Source organism: Streptomyces sp. NPDC046881 (assembly GCF_040645015.1).
Lineage (GTDB): Bacteria > Actinomycetota > Actinomycetes > Streptomycetales > Streptomycetaceae > Streptomyces.
Genome location: NZ_JBEYXJ010000033.1, coordinates 1 through 19,911 on the forward strand (window position 1 = coordinate 1; position 19,911 = coordinate 19,911).

The following is a 19,911-nucleotide window of genomic DNA, read 5'->3' on the forward strand; positions in this document are numbered from 1 at the left end:
CCGCCCGGCCCAGGCCCGAACCGCCCCGCCACCGCGCCGACAGCCCCGTGGGCCCGGTCAGACCCCGAGCCGCTCCACGACGATCACCTGGGCGCAGGTCCGCGACCCCAGCGCGGACAGGCCGGACGAGACCAGACGGCCCGCCCAGCCCGGGCCCGAACCGCCCCGTCACCGCGCCGACAGCCCCCGTGGGCTCGGTCAGACCCCGAGCCACTCCACGACGATCATCTGGGCGCCGGTCCGCGGCCGGAGGGCGGACAGGCCGGACGAAACCGGGCGACCCCGCCCGGCCCGGGCCCGAACCGCCCCGCCACCGCGCCGACAGCCCCGTGGGCCCGGTCAGACCCCGAGCCGCTCCACGACGATCACCTGGGCGCCGGTCCGCGGCGCAGGGCCGGACGGACCGGGCACCCCCCGTCGAGGGCCGCCGGCCCGGTGCTGAGGCGCGTGACGATCACCGCGGTGCCGGTCCGTGGGTCACGCCCGTAGCCACTCCGTGACGATCACCTCCGCGCCGGTCCGCAGTCGCAGGGCGAAGGGGCCGGACGGCGGGGTGGTGCTGGTGAACCGGCCGAGGGGGTCCGCGGTGAGCGGGGCGCGGGTGGTCTGCGGGCCGCCGAGGACCTCGATCCGGGCCGGCTGCGGCGGCAGCACCTGACCGATCAGGCCGTCCTCGGTGACCTCCACGTCGACGGTCACCTCGCCCGCGCGGAACGTCAGCATCCGCGGCGCGTCCGGGACGCCCCTGACCGGCAGCGCGTCCACGAGCGAGTCGAAGGACAGCTCGGCGAGCCGGGCGTCCAGGTCGTGCAGCGCGAACGCGTCCAGGGCCGCCTGCACCAGCTCGGCCGGGACCGGGTCCAGCACGGCGGCCGCCTGGCGCAGCTCCTCCTCCAGCAGCCCGTCCGCGAACTCCTCCGGCCCCTCGGGCCTGCCGTCGTCGCCCTTCACACCGCACCCCGTGCGTTCATCCGGGCCCGCAGCCGGCGCAGGCAGCGCTGGCGCAGCGGACCGATACTGCCGACCGCGATACCGAGCGCGGCCGAGATCTCCCCGTAGCTGGGCGGCGGCGAGGCCATCAGCACGCGCAGCAGCTGCCGGCAGCGCTCGCCCAGTCCGTCCAGCTCCTGCCAGAGCCGGCGGACCCGCTCGGCCCGGTCCGCCGCCTCCTCCGAGTCGATCAGCGACTCCTCGGGCGTCCGCTCCTCGCTGGCCCGGTCGAGCACCCGCGGATCGTCGGTCAGGGTCAGCCGGGCGAGCCCCTTGAGCACCTTCAGGCACTCGTGCCGGGCCGTACTGGCCAGCCAGGCACCGGCCTTGTCGGGTTCCCGTATACGGCCCAGGTACTGGGCGAAGCGGAACCACGTGGTCTGGAAGACCTCGTGTCCGTCGGCGTCCGACAGCCGGTGCGCGCGCACCACCGACCACACCAGCGGACTCATCCCCTCCACCAGCGCCTTCCAGGCCGCGGCGTCCCCGTCGACGGCAGACTGGACCAACGCGCCGACCTCTGCTCGGTCCACGGCTCCACCCCTTGTGTGCGGCCTGTCATCGTACGCCGCGGAGCGGAGCGTTCCGGACCTCATGCGGGCACGGCCGGGACCGCGAACGGGACGGGGCGCCAGGTGGGCGGCCGGAGCGCCGGCACGTGCGCCCCGCGCACCTCCGCCCGTTCGGTGGTGGCCGCCAGCAGCCCCGCGCCGGCCGCCCGCGGGTCGCGCTCCCGGTACGCCGACATCCGGGCGGCGACGAGCCCCGCGGCCACCGGTGCGGCGAAGGAGGTGCCGCTCCACTGCGCGAGACCGTCGAACATCACCTGGTCCGGCTTGCCGCCGGTGCTCTCCCGGCCCTCGCTCAGCACACCGGTGTGGCGCGGGTACCGGCAGGTGCACGGGTAGTCGGCGCCGAACCGGCAGGTGTCGTAGGTGGAGTGCTGGTAGACGTACGGCACGGGCGTGGTGAAGCCGGTGAGGGCGCTGGTGAGGCGCTCGCCCGGGGCGTGGACGCGCACCCACGGCCCGTGGTTGGTGAAGCAGGCCCCGGCCTCGCCGTCCGCGCGCAGGGCACCGACCGACAGCACGCAGTCGGCGTACTCGGGCAGGGCGGCGTAGGCGGCGGGCCAGAACGGGGTGTCGCTGCCGTTGTTGCCGGCGGCGGCCACCAGCAGCGTGCGCCGGTCGCGCAGTTCCCGCATGAACCCGTCCAGACCGATCAGTCCGTCGGTGTCGGCGCTCGGGGTGCCCGCGGAGAGGCTGATGATGTCCGGCCAGCCGTCCCGGTCGACGGCCTCGAAGAGCAGCGCGCCGAACTCGGACTCCAGCACGGCACCGGCGTCGTTGAGGGTGCCCCGCACGGTGATGTCGGTGTTGGGCGCGACGGCCGCGAGGATCCCGGCGATGAACGTGCCGTGGCCGACGTACTGGTGGAGCACGCCGTCGCCGTCGGTCTCGGTCAGCTGGGCGTCGCCCGTGGTGTGGGCGAGCAGCGGGTAGGAGCGGTGGTCGTGCACCAGACCGGTGTCGACCACCAGCACGCCGACCGCGGTGGCCGGGTCGTAACCGGCCTCGGCCACGCCCGGGTTGGCGGGCTCGGTGCGCGGGACGGGCACCGGCTCGTCGCCGGGGCAGGCGTTGACCGCGATGTGCACCACGTGGTTGCGGCCGGCCAGCCGGCGGCCCTGCCGGGCCTCGGCCTCCCGCACGGCGCGCAGCGCGTGCGGCACGGTGTCCTCGCCCCCGGCCGGGTCGCCGACCCGGATCCGGGTGACGCCGGTACGGCCGGCCTGCGGGCCGACGCGGCGCACGTGGTCGGGGACGAGCCCCTGGGTGTCGGTGAAGTGGGTGCGCACGGCGTCCTCGACGAACCGGGCCTCCTCGCCGTCCCGGACCAGGACGACGCCCTTCTCGTACAGGAATCCGGCCGAGTCGTCCGGCCCCATGGTCAGGGGTACGTCCGGCAGCGAGCGCTGGATGTGCTCGAACTGCTCGTGGAAACGGTGTGGTGCCATGTGGTGTCCTCCCCCTCAAGACGGTGTCCGACAGTGAGAGTCGTGGGGTCACCGTCTGATACAGCAGGCCACTACCATGCGAGACGTGACAGCGGGAAGCGAGTCGGTTCTCGAACTGCTGCCCTTGGTGTTCGCCGATCCCGGCGAGGCCCGGGCACGCGCCGAACACGTGCTGCGCGCCGCTCCGTCGCCGGTCCACGCCAGCGTCGCCCACCAGGTCCTCGGCATCTGGCAGCGGGACTTCGGCGACCTGCGGATCGCGCTGCGGCACCTGCGGCGGGCCCGGGACCTGGCCGCGCGCGCCGAGTCGGCGGACCGCGAGGCCGATGTGCTGGCCACGCTGGGGGTCGCACTGGTGCACGCGGGGCGCACACGGCAGGGGCTCGCGTCCTTCGAGCGGGGGGTCGCCCGGGGCAGCGGTCACACCCGGGCCCGGGTGCTGTACCGGCGGGCCTACGTGTGGTGGGTGCTGGGACGTCACCGGGAGGCCCTGGAGGACGTACGGCGGGCCCTGCCCGTCCTGCGGCAGGTCGCCGACGACATCTGGACGGCGCGGGCGCTGACCCTGCGGGCCACCGTGCATCTGGCGCTGGGCGCGGTGGACCGGGCCGTCGCGGACTTCACGGCGGCGGAACGGCTGTGGGACACCACCGGCCAGGAGCACGACAAGGCGGACGCGGTGGAGAGCCGGGGGCTGGCCGCGTTCCGGTCCGGGGACATCCCGGCGGCGCTACGGCTGCTGGACGAGGCCGAGGAGCGCTACGCCAAGCTGGGCACGCCCACGTACAACCTGTCGATCCGGCGCTGCGAGGTGCTGATGGCGGCGGGACTCGCCCCGGAGGCGCTGGCCGAGGCGGACGCGGCGATCGCGCTGCTGGACCGGATCGGCGGCCAGTCCACCCGCAAGGCCGAGCTGCTGCTCGCCGCCTCGTGGGCCGCCCGGTCGGCGGGGGACGCGCACACCGCGATAGCCCGCGCCGCCGTCGCCGTACGGCTGTTCGCGGCGCAGCGCCGGACCTGGTGGGAGACGCACGCCCGGCTGGTGCTGCTGGAGGCGCGGGTGGCGGCCGGGCGGCGGTCGGGGCGGATGGTCGCGGACGCGGCGGCGGTCGCCGAGCGGCTGGCCTCCTTCGGTTCGCCCGCCGCACCGGAGGCGTCGCTGCTCGCGGGCCGGATCGCGCTGGCGCTGGGCTGGACGGCGGACGCGGAACGGCACCTGGCGGTGGCCGCGCGCAGCCGGCACGGCGGGCCGCCCACGGCCCGGATGACGGGCTGGGTGGCACAGGCGCTGCGGGCGCGGGCGGCCGGTTCCCGGCGCGGGGTGCTGGAGGCGTGCCGGCGCGGTCTGGACGTGCTGGACGACCACCGGATGACGCTGGGCGCCTCGGAGCTGCGTGCCCACGCGACCGCGCAGGGTGCCGAACTGGCCGCGCTGGCGCAGGAGGTGAGTCTCGCGCAGGGCGGTCCGCGCCGCCTGCTGGGGTGGAGCGAGCGGTGGCGGGCGACCGTGCTGTCGGCGCCGCCGGCCCGGCCGCCCGACGATCCGGCGCTGCTGAGCGGGCTGACCGCCTACCGGGAGATCGCGGCCCGCGCGGAGGCCGCCCGGATGGGGGGCCGCCCGGTGCCGGCGCTGGAGCGCGAGCAGCGGCGCCTGGAACGGGAGGTCCGCTCGCGCACCCGGCACATGGGCGGGGCCGCGGCCGACGCGGGCGACCGGCTCGACGTGGGCCGGCTGCTGGACCGGCTCGGCGACGGGCGGCTGGTGGAGCTGGCCGTGGTGGACGGCCGGGTGCACGTCCTGCTGTGCGGACAGGGCAGGGTGCGGCGGTTCGCGGGTGGTTCGCTGGCGGAGGCGGCGGCCGAGGCCGAGCACGTGCAGGCGGGGCTGCGCCGGCTCGCGCACCCCGGGGCCGAGGCCCGGCTGCCGCTCGTGGAGGCCGCCGGCCGGCGTCTGCAGGAGCTGCTGCTGGCCGGGGCGGTGCCGCATCTCGGTTCCGGCCCGGTGGTGATCGTGCCGCCGGGCGCGCTGCACCGGGTGCCGTGGGCGCTGCTGCCCGCGCTGCGGGAGCGGGTGCTGAGCGTGTCGCCGTCGGCGGGCAGCTGGCTGCGCGCCCGGGAGACGGCGCCGCCGCCGGACGGCGGCCGGCCGGTACTGGTGCGCGGCCCCGGCCTGGCGACGGGCGGCGCGGAGGTGTCCGAACTGGCGGACCGGTACGGCGCGGCGACCCTCCTGGAGGGCGAGGCCACGCAGGTGCCGCGGGTGCTGGCGGAACTCGACGGCGCGTGCCTCGCCCACCTCGCGGCGCACGGCACGTTCCGCGCCGACAGCCCGCTGTTCTCCGCCCTCCGGATGGCCGACGGCCCGCTGATCGTCCACGACTTCGAGCGCCTGGCCCGCAGCCCGTACCGGATCATCCTCTCCAGCTGTGACACCGCCCGCCTCGCCTCGGTCGGCGCCGACGAACTCCTCGGCCTGGTCACGGCGTTGCTGCCGCTGGGCACGGCCGGGGTGGTGGCGAGCAGCGCTCCGGTCAACGACGCGGCGGTGGTGCCGCTGATGCTGTCGCTGCACAAGGGCCTCGGGGCGGGTCTCTCGCTGGCCGAGGCCCTGCGCGACGCCCGCGCGGCCCTGCCCGGCGACGCGGTCCACCAGGCGACGGGCTGGGCGTTCGCGGCGTTCGGCGCGGCGTAAGAGAACACGCGCACCACCACGAGCCGCCCCCCACGCCCCCCTATGCCGTCTCCGGCACCTCCACCAGCCAGGGCAACGCGTCCCGGTCCCCCGTGCCGAGCCGGGTGTACGCGCTGTACAGGTGGTTGCCCACCGTCCGTACGGACAGCGTCAGCCGCTCGGCGATCTCGCGGTTGCTCAGTCCCGCCGCGGCCAGCGTGACGATCTGCCGCTGCCGCGCGGTGAGTTCGCCGAGGACCAGCCCGGCCAGCGCGGGCGTACGCGCCCCCTGGCAGCGCCGGGCCAGGGCGACGGCCCGGGTACGGGACAGCCGCGCGGCCCGCGGGTCCCGGTGCACCCGTACGGCCTGCGCGTGGGCCTCGGCCGCGTACAGCAGGAAGCCCCGCTCGGCCAGCGCCTGCGCGGCCCGGTCCAGCGCGGCCCCGTCCCTGCGCGCGAGCGCGTCCGCGTGGCGGGCGAACACGCTCCCGGCCGGCAGCCGCGCGACCGCCGGCCCGGGCTCGCCGAGGCGTACGGCGTCGTAGAGCGCGTGGACGCCGTCCGGGTCGGTCACCTCACCCAACTCTCCTTCAGCGAGCGCGAGTTCCGTCAGGCATCCGCTGTCCGACGCCGACTCCCGCAGCCCTTCCCGGGCCCAGGCCGCCGCCTCCCGCAGTTCGCCCCGCAGCCGGGCGTACCGGGCGCGGACGGCGGCGTACCCGGCGGGCAGCGGGCCGCCCTCCGCCAGCAGCCACTCCCCCACCGGCGTCGGCACGGGCCGGACGTCGAGCCGTTCCATCCGCCGGACCAGCGTGCGCTGTTCGGCGGCCAGCGCGGGACCGTGGGCGAAGGGCGTACGGCCGAGCCGCCGGGACCGCAGCCGGCCGGCCGAGGCGCGCAGGGCGGGGCCGTGCAGGGGGTGGGCGAGGGTGACGGCGCCGTGTTCGCCGACGTCGATCAGGCCGTCCGCCTCCAGGTGTTCGAGGGCGGTCAGGTCCAGCTCGTCCGCCGGCAGCGGCAGGGGTTCGGCGAACGCGAGGCGCTCCAGGACGTCGCGTTCGCCGGGCCCGGACCGCTCCAGGGCGGGGGCGAGCCGCTCACGGACGGCCGGGGTGACCGGCAGGGCGCCCCGCCAGGCCCGCTCGCCGGTGCCCGCGACGGGCGTCAGCCGGCCGGACCCGGCGAGCGCGGTCACCAGGTCGCGCAGCAGCCGCAGGTCGCCCCGGCAGGCCTGGTGCAGCCGGCGCACGGTGAGCGGTTCCAGCCCGGCGCCGGCCAGCAGCTGGGCGGTGTCCTCGCGGGACAGCGGGTCGAGGGGCAGCCGGGGCAGCAGTTCCCCGGTCCACAGCCGGGAGACCGCCGCGGGCGCGGGCGGGCCGTCCGCCGCGGCCACGACCAGGCGGGTGCGGCCCTGCACGGCCAGCTGGTGGACCAGGGCGGCGGAGGTCTCGTCCAGCAGCTGGGCGTCGTCCACGACGAGGAGACGTACGCCGGACAGATCGCGGACCGCGCGGTGCAGCGAGACGGTGTCGGGGAGCAGGTGCGCGAACGCCGCGAGGGGCAGGTCCCGGGCCTCGGGCGTGCTGGTCACCCGGGCGTGGTCCGTGCCCCGGACGGCCTCCGTGATCAGCCGGGTCTTGCCGCGGCCCGCCGGGCCGGTCACCACGATGCCGGGCCGGCCGGCGGTCAGCGCACCGCGCACCAGCTCCAGTTCGTCCGCCCGGCCGGTGAACGGCCAGGGCAGCTCCAGGGTCTTGGCGTCCTGTTCGTAGGTCCTCACATCATCCAGAGCGCGCGTACTCAGGTTTGATACAGGGCGACTTGAGTAGCCCCCGACTCAGGCGTCCGGGCGGGGCGGGCGGCACGCTGGCCGCATGACCCGACGCCTCTGCTCGCTTCCGCGGCAGCCGGCCCCGGCGTTCGCCCCGGGGCTGACGGCCGAGCGGCTGGGCGCGCTGCTCGCCGGGCGGCGGATGTGGGTCGACGGCACGGTCCTGCACTACTGCTTCCTGGACGCCCGCACCGACGCCTCGGTCATCCCGGTCCCCGGGACCGGGGAGCTGCGCCGGGTGCCGTGGGCGGGCGGCGAGGAGCAGCGGGACGTGGTCCGCTCGTGCTTCGGCGAGTGGCGGGACCTCGGCATCGGCGTCGACTTCGCCGAGGTCGGCGACCGCTGCGAGGCGGAGCTGCGGATCGGGTTCCAGGCCGGTGCCGGGTCCTGGTCGGCGGTGGGCCGGGACGCGCTGTCGGTGGGCCGGGGCGAGCGCACCATGAACCTCGGCTGGGACGTGACCGCGCCCGGGGAGCGCGGGACCGTCCTGCACCAGATCGGGCACGCGCTCGGCATGGTGCACGAGCACCAGAGTCCGTTCGCCGGGCTGCACTGGGACGACGAGGCCGTGTACGCCGAGCTGGCGGGCCCGCCGAACTTCTTCAGCCGGGAGACGGCGTACCGGAACGTGCTGGGCCAGCTGGACGCCTGCGAGGCGGGCGGCTCGGTGTGGGACCCGCAGTCGGTGATGACCCTGCCGATCGGGCCGGGGCTGGTGCTGGAGCCGGAGCAGTACCGCGGGGGGCTGCGTCCGCCCGGCACGCCGTCCCCGGCGGACAAGGAGTTCGTGCTGCGCTGGTACCCGCCCACCGGTCCCACCGGGCCGGCCGCGCTGGTGCCGTTCCGGTCGGCGCCGCTCGGTCTCGGGCCGGGCGGGCAGGCCGATTTCACCGTCGAGCCGCCGGAGACCCGCGAGTACACCGTGGGCACCTTCGGCGACGCCGACACCGTACTGGTGGTCTTCGAGGAGCGCGACGGGGAACCGCGCTTCCTCGCGGGCCACGACGACGGCGGCACACCGGAGAACGCCGCCGTCCGCGTCCGGCTCGTCAAGGGCCGCCGCTACGTCGTCCGGGTCCGCCTGTACTCCACGTGGGGGTCGGGGGAGACGGCGGTCATGTGCTGGTGACGGCACACGGACGACGGCGGGCCACGGGCCGGCGCCGGGGGAACGGGCATGGACGTCACCCACGGGGGAGGTGACGTCCATGCCCGCACCGGTGTGTCAACCGCCCGCCTCCAGGGGGCGGTCCGGGCCCGCGGAGCACTCCTCCAGCGCTGATCAGTCAGCGGTGCGCAGCGGCTCCACCCCGATGACCTTGCGGTACACGCGGGCGCCGTCGCCGTAGTCGTCGACGGCGTAGTGCCAGGTGGCCTGGTTGTCCCAGAGGACGAAGTCACCGGGGCGCCAGCCGAAGCGGATCGTGTAGTCGGGCGAGGAGGCGTGCCGCAGCAGGTGGTCGAGCAGGGCACGGCCCTCCTGCGGGGTGACGCCGGTGAGCCCGAGGGCGGAGGAGCTGAGGAAGAGCCCCTTGCGCCCGGTGAGCGGGTGCGCCAGGACGACGGGGTGCTCGACGGTCGTCTCGCCGATCCCGGTCTTCCTGCTGCCCTGCGCGTAGTTCTCCGGGTTGCCGTCGTAGACCGCGCCGACGCCGGCCAGCAGCGCCTTGAACGGCTCGGACAGGTCGTCGTAGGCGGCCTGCAGGTCCGCCCACAGGGTGTGCCCGCCCAGGTCGGGCACCTCGTCGTAGGTGAGCGACTCGATGGCGAAGGCCGGGCTGCGCCACAGGCCGCCGATGTGCCAGGTGCTGGCCTTGCCGGTCTGCCGCACGTTGTACGGGTAGACCAGCGCGTGGTCGGGGTGCCGTACGGCGGTGGGGTGGTCGAAGGGTTCGGCGAACAGCCGTACGGCCTCCACGTGCTGTCCGGGCGTCAGGTGCTGGTCGCGGAAGACCAGCACCTTGTGCTCGCGGAAGGCCCGGCGCAGTGCGCCGGCGGTGGCCTCGTCGACCGGGCGGGTCAGGTCGACACCGGTCACCTCGGCGCCGAAGCGCGGCCCGGCCGGGTGGAGGGCGAGGTGCGTCTCATGGCTCGTGACAGTGGTCATGCCCATCTCCTTGGGAAACGCCGTGCGGACGGAACACCCCGGGAGGGCATGCAAGGAGGAGCGGGCGGCTCGGAACTCCCAGCGGGTCCGGGGTGACGGGGAGAAGTCAGGCGTGGCGACAGACGGACGCGGCGGTACGCGCCGGATCCGGGTGCAGTCTGCGGAACAACGCCGGGGTGGTCACCCCACCACGGTAGGCAGGCGCCCCGGCCCGGGGCCAGCCTCCACCGTTGCACTCGCGTGAACATTCGCGCGCGTCCCGGCCGCCCGCGCTCTCCCGGGGCACGATGACGGCATGCTCATCGTCCTCGGAGGCCTCCCCGCCACGGGCAAGACGACGCTCGCGCGTCTGCTCGCGGCCCGTACGGGCGCGGTCCACCTGCGGGTCGACACGATCGAGCAGGCCCTGGTCCGCGCCGGGGTGGCCGGGCATCCGGTGGGGCCGGCCGGGTACGTCGTCGGCTACGCCCTGGCCGAGGAGCAGCTGCGGCAGGGCCTGAGGGTGATCGCCGAGTCGGTGAACCCGCTGGCCGTCACCCGTGACGCCTGGCGCGGCACCGCCGTTCGGGCCGGCGTGCCCGTGGTGGAGGCGGAGGTGGTCTGCTCGGACCGGGCGGAGCACCGGCGCCGTGTGCGCACCCGGACGGTGGACGTGCCCGGGCTGCCGCTGCCCGGGTGGGCGGAGGTGACCGGCCGGCGGTACGAGCCGTGGAACCGTGCGCACGTCGTCGTCGACACCGCGGGCCGGCCCCCCGAGGAGGCGCTGGCCCCGCTGCTGGCGGCGCTGGCACCGGCGGCGGACCTCCGGGCCCGTCGCCGCGACGGATGAGGGGGACCGCTCCTCATCCCCTCCGCGAGGGCTCCTGGCGGGGCAGGACCGGGGCCCAGGGGAAGGGTGGGTCCGGGATGTGCCGGCGCAGCACCGGCGCGACCGCCGACTGGAACAGCTCCAGCGAGTCCCGGTGCCGGGCGGCGGGCAGGCCGCCGGCGTCCGCCGCCACGTGCAGCACGGTGTGCCCGAACTGCTCGTGGTAGCGGTGCACCTTGTCGACGACCTGCTCGGGGCTGCCGATCAGGGCCGAGCTGCGCGCCACGAAGTCCTCCAGGGTCTCGAAGACCACGGGCAGGCCCGCCGATCTCTGGTGGGCCAGGTTGCTCTCGAAGACCGGGCGGTACGCCTCCAGCGCCTCCTGGGAGGTGCGGGCCACGCACAGTCCGGCCGAGCCCGCGCCCACCGCGAGGTCCGCCGGGTCGTGGCCGTAGTGCTCCCAGCGTTCCCGGTAGTGGCGGATCAGCCCGGCGTACGGCTCGATCGGGTGGGTGACGTTCGCCGAGAACAGCGGGTCGCCGTAGCGGGCGGCGAGGTCGACGGACTCCTTGCTGGTGGCGCTGCCGTGCCAGACACGGACCGGCTGCTGGTACGGCCGCGGCCACACCTCGGCGTCCCTCAGCGGCGGCCGGAAGCGGGTGTCCGCGGTCACCCGGTCCTGCCGCCACAGCCGCCGGAACACCTCGTAGCTCTCCGCGTTGCGGTCCCACTGGTCCTCGGGGGTGACGTGGAACAGCTCGCGCTGGGCGGATCCGTTGCCCTTGCCGATGATCAGGTCGAGCCGGCCGTCGGAGAGGTGGTCCAGGGTGGCGTAGTCCTCGTAGGCCCGGACCGGGTCGAGCAGGCTGAGCGTGGTGACGGCGGTGAAGAGGCGGATGCGGCGGGTGAGCGCGGCGACATGGCCGAGTACCACCGTCGGCGCGGAGGAGAGGAACGGCCGCTCGTGCCGCTCCCCCACGCCGAACCCGTCGAAGCCCAGTTCCTCCGCCAGCACCGCGTTGTCCAGGACCTCGCGGAACCGGTCGTGCGCCGGCTTCGGGACACCGGTGAACGGGTCCGGCCGGTGCACGATCAGCGTGATCGCGAGGAACCTCACGAAGCGGCCCGGTCGGCCGCGCCGGCCTCGTCGGGGTGGGCGAGGCCGAGGTGGTCGCGCAGGGTGGTGCCCTCGTAGTCGGCGCGGAAGACGCCCTGCTCCTGCAGGAGCGGGACCACCTTGTCGGCGAACGGGTCGAGTCCGCCGGGGGTGATGTGCGGGACGAGGATGAAGCCGTCGGAGGCGTCGGCCTGCACGAAGTCGTTGATGGTCTGCGCGACGGTGGCCGGGGAGCCGATGAACGTCTGCCGGTTGCCGGTGTTGATGACCAGGTCGCGGATGGACCACTTGTTGGCCTCGGCGAGCTGCCGCCACTCGCGGGCGATGGCGACCGGGTCCCGGTACATCCGCACCTGGGCGCGGCCCCGCGAGATGTGCTCCTCGGCGACCACCGGGTCGACGTCGGGCAGCGGGCCCTCCGGGTCGTACGCCGACAGGTCACGGTTCCAGACGAACTCCAGGTGCTTGATGGCGGTGGCGCCGCTGACCTGCTGCCGGCGGACCTCCCGGGCCAGTTCGGCGGCCTCCTGGTCGGTGTCGCCGAGGACGAAGGTGGCGGCGGGCAGGATGAGCAGCTGGTCGGGGCGGCGGCCGTACGCGGCGAGACGGGACTTGACGTCCTTGTAGAAGGCCTGGCCCTCCTTCAGCGTGGAGTACCGGCTGAAGATGGCGTCGGCGCTGGAGGCGGCGAACTCGCGGCCCTCCTCCGAGTCGCCGGCCTGGAAGACGACCGGCCGGCCCTGCGGGGAGCGCGGGACGTTGAACCGGCCGTGGATGTCGAAGTGCTGCCCCCGGTGCACGAAGGCGCCGGCCCGGGCGTCCCGGAGGAAGGTGCCGGTGGCCTGGTCGGCGAGGATCTCGTCGCCGTGCCAGGAGTCGAACAGCTCGTGGGCGGTGGCGAGGAACTCCTTGGCGCGGGAGTAGCGCTCCTCCTGCGGCAGGAAGCCGCCGCGCCGGAAGTTCTCGCCGGTGAAGGCGTCCCAGGAGGTGACCACGTTCCACGCGGACCGGCCGCCGGAGAGGTGGTCGAGGCTGGCGAACTGGCGGGCCACCTCGTACGGTTCGTTGAAGGTGGAGTTGATGGTGCCGGTCAGGCCGAGCCGGTCGGTGACGGCGGCCAGCGCGGCCAGCACCGTGAAGGTGTCGGGGCGGCCGACCACGTCGAGGTCGTAGATCTGCCCGCCCTGTTCGCGCAGCCGCAGTCCCTCGGCGAGGAACAGGAAGTCGAACTTGGCGCGTTCGGCGGTCCGCGCGAAGTGGGCGAAGGAGCTGAACTCGATGTGGCTGCCGGCGGCCGGGTCGCTCCACACGGTGGTGTTGTTGACCCCGGGGAAGTGGGCGGCCAGGTGGATCTGCTTCAGCGGCTTGCTCATGGCGTACGGTCGTCCTCTCCGGCGTTCAGGCTGCTGCGTAGCGGTTGGCGGGGCGGGCGAGGCCGAGGAGGCCGCGCAGGGTGCCGGCCTCGTAGGCGTCCCGGAAGCGGTGGCGGCGCTGCAGCTCGGGCACCAGGTCCCGGGTGATCCGGGGCAGGTCGTGGCCGGCGACCGCGGGCCGCAGCCGGAAGCCGGTCAGCCCGCCTTCCGCCAACTCCTCCAGCAGGTCGGCCAGTTCCACGGCCGTGCCGGTGAAGATCCGGGCGTCGCTGGTGTACGGCTCCCCCGCGAGCGTGTCGAGACGGTCGCGGCGGCCCTCCGCCTCGGCCCGGCTGTCGTCCAGGAGGACGACGAGGTCGCCGAAGACGTGCACGGTGTCGTCGGCGCGGCCCGCCGCCTCCTGCTCGGCGCGGATCTCGGCGACGATCGCCCGGGCCTCGTCCGTGTCCCGGGGGGTGACGTAGCCGACGTCGGCCTGGCGGGCCACCAGCCGGTACGGGACCGTCTGGTGGGCGAGCGCGGTGACGAGCGGCTGGCCCTGCGGCGGGCGCGGCGTGATGGAGGGGCCCTTGACGCTGAAGAAGCGGCCCTCGAAGTCGATGTAGTGCAGCTTGTCCCGGTCGATGAAGCGGCCGGTCGCCGCGTCCCGGATCTCGGCGTCGTCCTCCCAGCTGTCCCAGAGCCGGCGGACCACCTCCGCGTAGTCGGCGGCCTCGTCGAACAGTTCGGTGATCAGCTCCCGCGCCTCGGGGGCGTCGAAGCCGTCGATCCGGGGGATGGTGCGCCGGCCGAAGTGCGCGGCCTCGTCCGGGCGGAAGGTGGTCCGCACGCGCAGGCCCGCGCGTCCGGTGCTGACGTAGTCGAGGGTGGCGATCGCCTTGGAGATGTGGAACGGCTCGGTGTGCGTGGCCACCACGGTCGGGACCAGGCCTATGTGCCGGGTGAGCGGGGCGACGCGGGAGGCGATGAGGACCGCGTCGAGCCGGCCGCGGACCTGGTCGGTGCGCTCGTCGGGCGCGAGGAGCCGGGAGGACTGCGGGCCGAGGTCGTCCTCCAGGGTGACGAAGTCGAGCAGGCCGCGTTCGGCCTCGGTGATCAGGTCGGCCCAGTAGCCGGCGGTGAACAGGTCCCGGGGGCGGGCGACCGGCTCGCGCCAGGACGCGGGGTGCCAGCCGGTGCCGTCCAGGGCGGCGGCGAGGTGCAGGGGGGCGGGGGAGGTCGAGGACACGTCGGTGCCTTCCTTGATGTCCGTACGAGAAACACCGGCTCGCGGTGCCGGCGGCGACCGGTGCGGGCGGCGGCGGCCACGTGCGAGCGCGGCGGAGGGGGACCCGGGGCGGGAAGCGGCCCTGGGGGAAAGGTCAGTGGCGACAGAGCGCGGCGGACACGCGCTGGAGGTCTATGTGCGGCCGGGAGTGCAGACGGACGGAGCGGTACGGGTGCGGGGCGCGCGGCGGGCGTGCCTGCGGGGGCACTCGGGTCACGGCCGTCACCTCCCTCCGTCGGCCGCGGCGGGCCGGACCGGCGTCCGCCCGGCGGATCTCGTCATGACACCCAACGCCCGGCCGGCGCCGGTTGTTCCCGGGCTGCGCACCTGCACGATGCGGGAGCGGCGGCGCAGGGTGAAGCCGAGGGACTCGTACAGCCGGATCGCGGGTGTGTTGCCGGCGGCGGCGTGCAGGAACGGGGTGTCCCCGCGGTCCCGGACGCCCGCCGCGACCGCGCGCACCAGCCGGGTCGCCAGGCCCCTGCCGCGGTGGGCGGGGTCCGTGCACACGGCGCTGATCTCGGTCCAGCCGGGCAGCCGCAGCCGCTCCCCCGCCATGGCGACCAGCCTGCCCTGGTGCCGGATGCCGAGGTAGGTGCCCATCCCGACGGTCCGCCGCAGGAACGGGCCCGGCCGGGTGCGGGCGACCAGGTCGAGGATCTCGGGGACGTCGTCGGGGCCCAGGCGCACGGCCTCCGGGGCCGGTTCGGCCCGCAGCGCGGTGTCGACGAGCTGGACGCCCTCGCCCTCGCCGAGCACCTCCCACCCGTCGGGGACCCGCTCGACGGGCTTGACCCGTACGGTGGTTCCCGGTCCGACGAGCGTGTGCAGGTCGACCCAGGCCGCCGGGTCCGCCGGGTCGGCGAGCGCCGCGAAGGCGTACGTCTGCGGCCGGTAGCGGGCCGCCCGGCCGTGCCGGTCGGCGAGGTGGGCGTGCGGACCGTCGAGGGCGGCCCAGACGGCGTTGTCCAGGGCGGAGACACCCGGCAGGAGCGGGACTCCGCTTCCGCGGACGTCGGTCGGGTGGGCCACGGAAGCGGAGTCCTCTCTGCGGGTCGGGGGGCCGGGCCGGTCGCGTGACGGATCGTCAGGAGTTGGTGAGCGGCAGCCCGGGCGGGTTGACCTCCGACTTCGCCACGGACTCGTTGGAGAGGTTGTACGCGGCCAGCCACTTGCCGTACTGCCCGTGCTCGATCAGGTAGTTCAGGGCTTCGGCGAGCGGCTCGGCGAGCCCGCTGTCCTTCTTGGCGGTGGCGGCGATCAGCCCCTGGAGCGTCGCGCCGGCACCGGAGAAGGTGCCCGCGTTGCGGGTCGGGTTGGGGGTGTTCGCGGTCTGCCGGGCACGGTAGGAGATCGTGGGGTTGGGCCCGAAGTAGGCGTCGATCTTGCCGCTGTTCAGCGCCAGGTTGATGGCGTTCTGGTCCGGGAAGTACTTGACGGTGAGCTTCTTGCCCTCCTTGGCCAGCTTGGTCTTCCACTCCAGGAGGATCTTCTCCTGGTTGGTGCCGGCGCCCACGGTGACCGTCTTCCCGGCGAGGTTCTCGTAGTCGCCGTCGAAGTTCCAGGAGTTCTTCTTCAGCACCTCGAAGGCCAGGTTGTCCTTGCGGTAGGAGGCGAACTCGTACTTCTTCTTGCGCTCCTCGGTGACGGTGACGTTGGAGAAGGCCACGTCGACCTTGCCGCTGTCGACGCCGACGAAGAGGTTCTCCCAGGTGGAGTTCCTGATCTCGGGCTTGAGGCCGAGCACCGCGGCCACCAGGCGGCCGAGGTCGGGCTCGGAGCCGGTGAGGGTCTTCTGGTCGCTGCCCACGAAGTCCAGCGGCGCGGATCCCGAGGGCAGGCCTCCGACGCCGATGACGAGCTTGCCGCTCTTGCGGACCGAGGCGGGCAGGTGGGCGCTGATCGACTTCACCTCGGAGACCTTCAGCCCGGTCTCGGTGGCGGCGCCGTTGGACAGCCGGCCCACGGTCACCGTGCCGGCCGTGTCGGTGGTGGTGGCCGCGTCGCTGTCTCCGCCGCAGGCGGCGAGCCCGCCGGCCAGGGAGAGGGTCACGGTCGCCGCGGTGAGGCCGCGTACCAGGCTGCGTCGGGAGAACTGGCTGGGCATGGCTGTCCTTGTCGTTCGGAAGGTCCGGGAGGTTTGGGCAGGTTCGAGGGTTCGGGACGTGCGGGAGTCCGGGGGTCCGGGAGTCCGGGGGTCCGGGGGTCGCGGTACGGATGTGCGCCGGCAGGCGGACGGTCAGGGAGGCGGCTCGGGGGCGGTCAGAGCACCTTGCCGAGGAAGTCCCGGGTCCGTTCGTGCCGGGGCCGGTCCAGCACCTGGCCGGGCGGGCCCTGTTCGACGATCCGGCCGCCGTCGATGAAGACGACCCGGTCGGCGACCTCGCGGGCGAAGCCGATTTCGTGGGTGACGATGAGGAGGGTGGTGCCGCTGGTCGCCAGGTCCTTGATGACGGCCAGCACCTCGCCGACGAGTTCGGGGTCGAGCGCCGAGGTCGGCTCGTCGAAGAGGATGATCCCGGGCCGCAGGGCGAGGGCGCGGGCGATGGCGACGCGCTGCTGCTGGCCGCCGGACAGCTGCCGCGGGTAGGCGCCCGCCTTGTCGGCGAGGCCCACGCGGCCGAGCAGTTCGCGGGCGAGGTCCCGGGCCGCCGCCCTGGCCAGCCTGCCGGTGGCGACGGGAGCGGCGGCGACGTTGTCCAGCACGGTCAGGTGCGGGAAGAGGTTGAAGTTCTGGAAGACGAAGCCGATTCGGCTGCGCTGGGCGAGGAGGGCGCGCTCGCTCAGTTCCTTCAGCCGCCCCCCGTGCCGCTTCACCCCGATCAGCTCGCCGCCCACGCTGACGTGGCCGATCTCGGGCTTCTCCAGGTGGTTGACCACCCTGAGCAGCGTGGACTTGCCGGAACCGGACGGTCCGATGATCACCGTGACCTCGCCGGGGCGGACGGTCAGGTCGATGCCGTCGAGGACGCGGTGGGCGCCGTACCACTTGTGGACGCCGCGGACCTCGAGTGCGGCGGGTGCGGGCTTCGCGAGCACGGGTGCGGTGGTCATACGGCGGCCTCCCTGCGCAGCCGGGCGCGCAGCCCGGCCAGGCCGGCCCGGGCTTTCTGCAGCGGCGTCGGCGGCAGGGTGCGCGTGGCGCCCCGGGCGTAGTACCGCTCGACGTAGAACTGGACGACGGACACGGCGCTGGTCAGGATCAGGTACCAGACGGTGGCGACCATCAGCAGCGGCACGACGTCACCGGGATAGGTGCTGCCCATCGACTGCACGGCGCCGAACAGGTCGAGCAAGGACACGTAGAACACCAGGGACGTGCTCTTGATGAGGCCGATCAGCTGGTTGACGTAGTTCGGGGTGATGGACCGCAGGGCCTGCGGGAAGACGATCCGGCGGAACTGGTAGCCCTTGGGCAGGCCGAGCGCGGCGGCCGCCTCGTGCTGCCCCTGGTCGACGGAGAGGATGCCGCCGCGGACCACTTCGGCCGCGTACGCCGCCTCGTTGAGGCTGAGCCCGATGACGGCGATCGTCATGTCGGTGGCCAGCCGCGACTCGTCGAAGGTGACGAAGGCGGGGCCGAAGGGCACCCCGAGGCTCAGCGTCTTGTACAGGGCGCTGAAGTTGTACAGGAAGATCAGCACCACGATCAGCGGTACGGAACGGAACAGCCAGGTGTAGGTCCAGCTGACCGCGCGCAGCACCGGGCTTCCGGAGAGCCGGGCTACGGCCAGCAGGATCCCGCCGAGGAGGCCCAGCACCGCGCTGAGCGCGGCGACTTCGAGGGTGACGAGGAGGCCGTCGAGGACGGTCGGGCGCAGGAACCAGTAGCGGAAGCGGTCCCACTGGTAGAAGGGGTTGGTGACCAGTCCGTGCAGGATCTGCGCGACGAGCACGAGGACGACGGCGGTGACCATCCACCGGCCGGGCCGGCGCAGCGGCTGGACCCGCTGGGCGGTGAGGTGTTCTGACGGGGTGTCGGCTTGTACCGGCGGCTCGGCTGTCGAGACGGCGGCGCCTGGGGGTTCGCTCATGGCGGGCTCCGGCGGAGTCGGACACCCCGGGGCCGCGCACGGGCGGGCGTGTGCCGCGTCGGCACGGGGGCACGAGGCGGCGCACGGGCGAGCGCGGAACCGGGGGCTGGGCGGGCAACGGCACACCGGGCGGTGGGTGTGCGGCGGGAACGCGGGGGCTGGGAGGAGGCGTCAGCCCCGACAGCGGGCAGAGCCCGGTGCGGTACACAGTGCGCTGTTCACGCGGAGCAGATCGACGGCCCGGTCGGCGACGAGGAGACCGGCGTACGACGGTACGCAGCCCTGGGGGCGGCTCGCGGCCGTCCTGGGAGCTGCGTACATGGCGTCACCTGTCACTGTTCCGGGCCCCGTGGGGCCTCGCGCTTACCGAAAACGTCGTCCGGTCCGGTCGTCACCTGGGGCACCCCACCGCGATGCGAGGGTTGCCGGTCAGCGAGCCAGGGCTTGGCGCTGACGCTCATGACCGTTCTGAGCCGTAAGTAAGGCAGTTGCCCGTTCGAATGTCAACGGCCGTCCGCCACATGGACATCGGGAGGCCGCTCTCACCTGCGAGAAGCGTCTGGGGCGTCCGCGGCGTGGCCCGCCCAGTCCAGGATCTGGACGGCTGCTCCGGCGGCCTCCAGGCCCTGGCAGCGGCCGTGGTGGCGGCGGGCGATGCCGTCGAGGTCGAGGTGGCGGCCGAACGCGGGACGCGCGGCCAGGCGGCGGGCGTAGGCCCACAGGGCGCGGTGGCCGGCGATGCGGTGCACCGCGGAGGCGTCGAGGTGGCAGCGGTGGACGGTGTCGAGCTGCACCAGGGTCACCCACAGTTCGACGTCGGCGGCGGTGAGCCGGTCGTCGGCCAGGTACTCCTCCGCGTCCAGCCGTCGTTCCAGCCGGCCCAGGGTGTCGAGCAGCGTGTCGAGGGCGGCGGCCCGCTCGGCCGGGTCGGCGCCGGCCCGGCCGGCGCGCTGCGCGGCCTCCTCGATGCCCGCGGCGCACATCCGCTCGACGGCCTCGATCACGGACTCCAGCCCGGAGGGGTACAGGCGGGCCCGGTCCTGCGGCCCGAACCGGTCCAGGTCGCGCAGGATGTCGGGGGTGTGGGTGCTGACGATGCGTCCGGACCAGTCGTCGCTCAGCACGGGCGCGAGCGCGGGGCCCGTGTAGTGGTGGGCGCTGGCCTCGTACAGCGGGCGCAGCGCCGAGTGACCGCCGCCGGGACAGTCCGGGACGGGCGGCAGGAGGGTGACCGGACAGCTCGCGTCCAGGCCGAGCAGGCTGTGGCCGACGGCGAGGCGCAGCCCGTCGGGGCAGGCGGTGGACAGATGGAGCCGGTAGCGGTGCGGCACGGCGTAGTGGCCGCTGCGCGCGTCCTGGCCGATCCGCTCCCGGAAGAGGGGCGCGGTGCGGCGGGGGGACGGGACGGCGGCGAGCGGAGCGATGGACATGGGTCTCCCCGGGTGGTGGGCGTGCGGAGGGGCGCGCCGGCGCGGACGCGGCCGGCCGGTGAGGGCGGGTGGGGCCCGGCTCAGCGGTGGCGGCTGATCGCGCTGCAGACGCGCTGCAGGTCGATGTGGCGGCGGGAGGTGAGCAGGGGGGCGCGCAACGGCGTCCGGCCCGTGGAGCCGGTACCCGTCCGGAGGCGCGTCATGATTCCCTACCTGTTCACTAGGATTCCCTCCCTGGAGTGTCAATCCGGCTCCGTACGACGTCA

At 74.7% G+C, this 19,911-nt stretch carries 18 protein-coding genes and 1 riboswitch; of the genes, 3 read left to right on the plus strand and 15 right to left on the minus strand.

The features are described 5' to 3' along the window. Positions 1-477 precede the first annotated feature (477 nt). From ABZ923_RS18030 to ABZ923_RS18040, 3 genes are read right to left on the minus strand one after another with little or no spacing between them, the layout of a single operon-like run. Positions 478-951, minus strand: a complete 474-nt coding sequence (locus tag ABZ923_RS18030) for a hypothetical protein (protein ID WP_361472244.1) — start codon at positions 949-951, stop codon at positions 478-480. Continuing rightward, positions 948-1,586 (minus strand): sigma-70 family RNA polymerase sigma factor, encoded by a 639-nt coding sequence (locus ABZ923_RS18035; protein ID WP_361472247.1) that lies wholly within the window; start codon positions 1,584-1,586, stop codon positions 948-950. The genes ABZ923_RS18030 and ABZ923_RS18035 overlap by 4 nt, the downstream gene beginning before the upstream one ends. After that, entirely contained in the window at positions 1,583-3,007 is a 1,425-nt protein-coding gene (locus tag ABZ923_RS18040; RefSeq protein WP_361472250.1) for a S8/S53 family peptidase, read from the minus strand. The genes ABZ923_RS18035 and ABZ923_RS18040 overlap by 4 nt, the downstream gene beginning before the upstream one ends. 85 nt (positions 3,008-3,092) lie before the next feature. Between ABZ923_RS18040 and ABZ923_RS18045 the strand changes: the two genes are divergently transcribed. Beyond that, positions 3,093-5,699 carry a CHAT domain-containing tetratricopeptide repeat protein gene (locus tag ABZ923_RS18045; protein WP_361472252.1) on the plus strand — a complete coding sequence of 869 codons (2,607 nt, stop codon included), beginning with the start codon at positions 3,093-3,095 and terminating at the stop codon, positions 5,697-5,699. A 40-nt stretch (positions 5,700-5,739) separates the two neighbouring features. On the opposite strand, the gene ABZ923_RS18050 is transcribed toward ABZ923_RS18045, so the two are convergent. Beyond that, the gene (locus ABZ923_RS18050) at positions 5,740-7,458 is read right to left on the minus strand and encodes a LuxR C-terminal-related transcriptional regulator (RefSeq protein WP_361472255.1); all 1,719 of its coding nucleotides are present in this window, start codon (positions 7,456-7,458) and stop codon (positions 5,740-5,742) included. A 94-nt stretch (positions 7,459-7,552) separates the two neighbouring features. Between ABZ923_RS18050 and ABZ923_RS18055 the strand changes: the two genes are divergently transcribed. Beyond that, a complete protein-coding gene (locus ABZ923_RS18055; RefSeq protein WP_361472258.1) occupies positions 7,553-8,638 on the plus strand; it encodes a M12 family metallopeptidase in 1,086 nt (361 codons plus the stop codon). Positions 8,639-8,791: 153 nt separating this feature from the next. Here the strand turns inward: ABZ923_RS18055 and ABZ923_RS18060 are convergent, their stop codons facing one another. Further along, on the minus strand, positions 8,792-9,616 hold the full coding sequence (locus ABZ923_RS18060) for a TauD/TfdA family dioxygenase (RefSeq protein WP_361472261.1): 825 nt from the start codon (positions 9,614-9,616) through the stop codon (positions 8,792-8,794). A gap of 295 nt (positions 9,617-9,911) precedes the next feature. On the opposite strand from ABZ923_RS18060, the gene ABZ923_RS18065 reads away from it, so the two are divergent. Beyond that, complete coding sequence (locus ABZ923_RS18065) at positions 9,912-10,445, plus strand: AAA family ATPase (RefSeq protein ID WP_361472264.1); 534 nt, start codon at positions 9,912-9,914, stop codon at positions 10,443-10,445. Between the two features lie 13 nt (positions 10,446-10,458). Here the strand turns inward: ABZ923_RS18065 and ABZ923_RS18070 are convergent, their stop codons facing one another. The 10 genes from ABZ923_RS18070 to ABZ923_RS18115 form a co-directional block, all read right to left on the minus strand. Further along, positions 10,459-11,541 carry an LLM class flavin-dependent oxidoreductase gene (locus ABZ923_RS18070; protein WP_361472267.1) on the minus strand — a complete coding sequence of 361 codons (1,083 nt, stop codon included), beginning with the start codon at positions 11,539-11,541 and terminating at the stop codon, positions 10,459-10,461. Further along, positions 11,538-12,914 (minus strand): NtaA/DmoA family FMN-dependent monooxygenase, encoded by a 1,377-nt coding sequence (locus ABZ923_RS18075; protein ID WP_361472270.1) that lies wholly within the window; start codon positions 12,912-12,914, stop codon positions 11,538-11,540. Before ABZ923_RS18075 ends, ABZ923_RS18070 begins: the two co-directional genes overlap by 4 nt. Positions 12,915-12,939: 25 nt before the next feature. Beyond that, positions 12,940-14,142, minus strand: a complete 1,203-nt coding sequence (locus tag ABZ923_RS18080; protein WP_361472273.1) for an LLM class flavin-dependent oxidoreductase — start codon at positions 14,140-14,142, stop codon at positions 12,940-12,942. A gap of 133 nt (positions 14,143-14,275) precedes the next feature. After that, positions 14,276-14,407 carry a putative leader peptide gene (locus ABZ923_RS18085; RefSeq protein WP_361472276.1) on the minus strand — a complete coding sequence of 44 codons (132 nt, stop codon included), beginning with the start codon at positions 14,405-14,407 and terminating at the stop codon, positions 14,276-14,278. Beyond that, entirely contained in the window at positions 14,404-15,213 is an 810-nt protein-coding gene (locus ABZ923_RS18090; protein ID WP_361472279.1) for a GNAT family N-acetyltransferase, read from the minus strand. Before ABZ923_RS18090 ends, ABZ923_RS18085 begins: the two co-directional genes overlap by 4 nt. Before the next feature lie 55 nt (positions 15,214-15,268). Beyond that, positions 15,269-16,288 (minus strand): ABC transporter substrate-binding protein, encoded by a 1,020-nt coding sequence (locus ABZ923_RS18095; RefSeq protein WP_361472282.1) that lies wholly within the window; start codon positions 16,286-16,288, stop codon positions 15,269-15,271. Positions 16,289-16,443: 155 nt separating this feature from the next. After that, positions 16,444-17,235: an amino acid ABC transporter ATP-binding protein gene (locus ABZ923_RS18100; RefSeq protein ID WP_361472285.1), complete on the minus strand. Its 792-nt coding sequence runs from the start codon at positions 17,233-17,235 to the stop codon at positions 16,444-16,446. Next, complete coding sequence (locus ABZ923_RS18105; protein WP_361472288.1) at positions 17,232-18,215, minus strand: amino acid ABC transporter permease; 984 nt, start codon at positions 18,213-18,215, stop codon at positions 17,232-17,234. Before ABZ923_RS18105 ends, ABZ923_RS18100 begins: the two co-directional genes overlap by 4 nt. Positions 18,216-18,569: 354 nt before the next feature. After that, positions 18,570-18,680, minus strand: a riboswitch (SAM riboswitch). 77 nt (positions 18,681-18,757) lie between these two features. Further along, positions 18,758-19,645: a glutathione S-transferase C-terminal domain-containing protein gene (locus ABZ923_RS18110; RefSeq protein WP_361472290.1), complete on the minus strand. Its 888-nt coding sequence runs from the start codon at positions 19,643-19,645 to the stop codon at positions 18,758-18,760. An 80-nt stretch (positions 19,646-19,725) separates the two neighbouring features. Further along, positions 19,726-19,848: a putative leader peptide gene (locus tag ABZ923_RS18115; protein WP_361472293.1), complete on the minus strand. Its 123-nt coding sequence runs from the start codon at positions 19,846-19,848 to the stop codon at positions 19,726-19,728. Positions 19,849-19,911: the final 63 nt, after the last annotated feature.

Coding starts and splice junctions, on each gene's coding strand:
- ABZ923_RS18035 (WP_361472247.1), bottom strand. CDS start 1,586: ATGAGGTCCGGAACGCTCCGCTCCGCGGCGTACGATGACAGGCCGCAC.
- ABZ923_RS18095 (WP_361472282.1), bottom strand. CDS start 16,288: ATGCCCAGCCAGTTCTCCCGACGCAGCCTGGTACGCGGCCTCACCGCG.
- ABZ923_RS18100 (WP_361472285.1), bottom strand. CDS start 17,235: ATGACCACCGCACCCGTGCTCGCGAAGCCCGCACCCGCCGCACTCGAG.
- ABZ923_RS18060 (WP_361472261.1), bottom strand. CDS start 9,616: ATGACCACTGTCACGAGCCATGAGACGCACCTCGCCCTCCACCCGGCC.
- ABZ923_RS18105 (WP_361472288.1), bottom strand. CDS start 18,215: ATGAGCGAACCCCCAGGCGCCGCCGTCTCGACAGCCGAGCCGCCGGTA.
- ABZ923_RS18065 (WP_361472264.1), top strand. CDS start 9,912: ATGCTCATCGTCCTCGGAGGCCTCCCCGCCACGGGCAAGACGACGCTC.
- ABZ923_RS18055 (WP_361472258.1), top strand. CDS start 7,553: ATGACCCGACGCCTCTGCTCGCTTCCGCGGCAGCCGGCCCCGGCGTTC.
- ABZ923_RS18115 (WP_361472293.1), bottom strand. CDS start 19,848: ATGACGCGCCTCCGGACGGGTACCGGCTCCACGGGCCGGACGCCGTTG.
- ABZ923_RS18075 (WP_361472270.1), bottom strand. CDS start 12,914: ATGAGCAAGCCGCTGAAGCAGATCCACCTGGCCGCCCACTTCCCCGGG.
- ABZ923_RS18110 (WP_361472290.1), bottom strand. CDS start 19,645: ATGTCCATCGCTCCGCTCGCCGCCGTCCCGTCCCCCCGCCGCACCGCG.
- ABZ923_RS18040 (WP_361472250.1), bottom strand. CDS start 3,007: ATGGCACCACACCGTTTCCACGAGCAGTTCGAGCACATCCAGCGCTCG.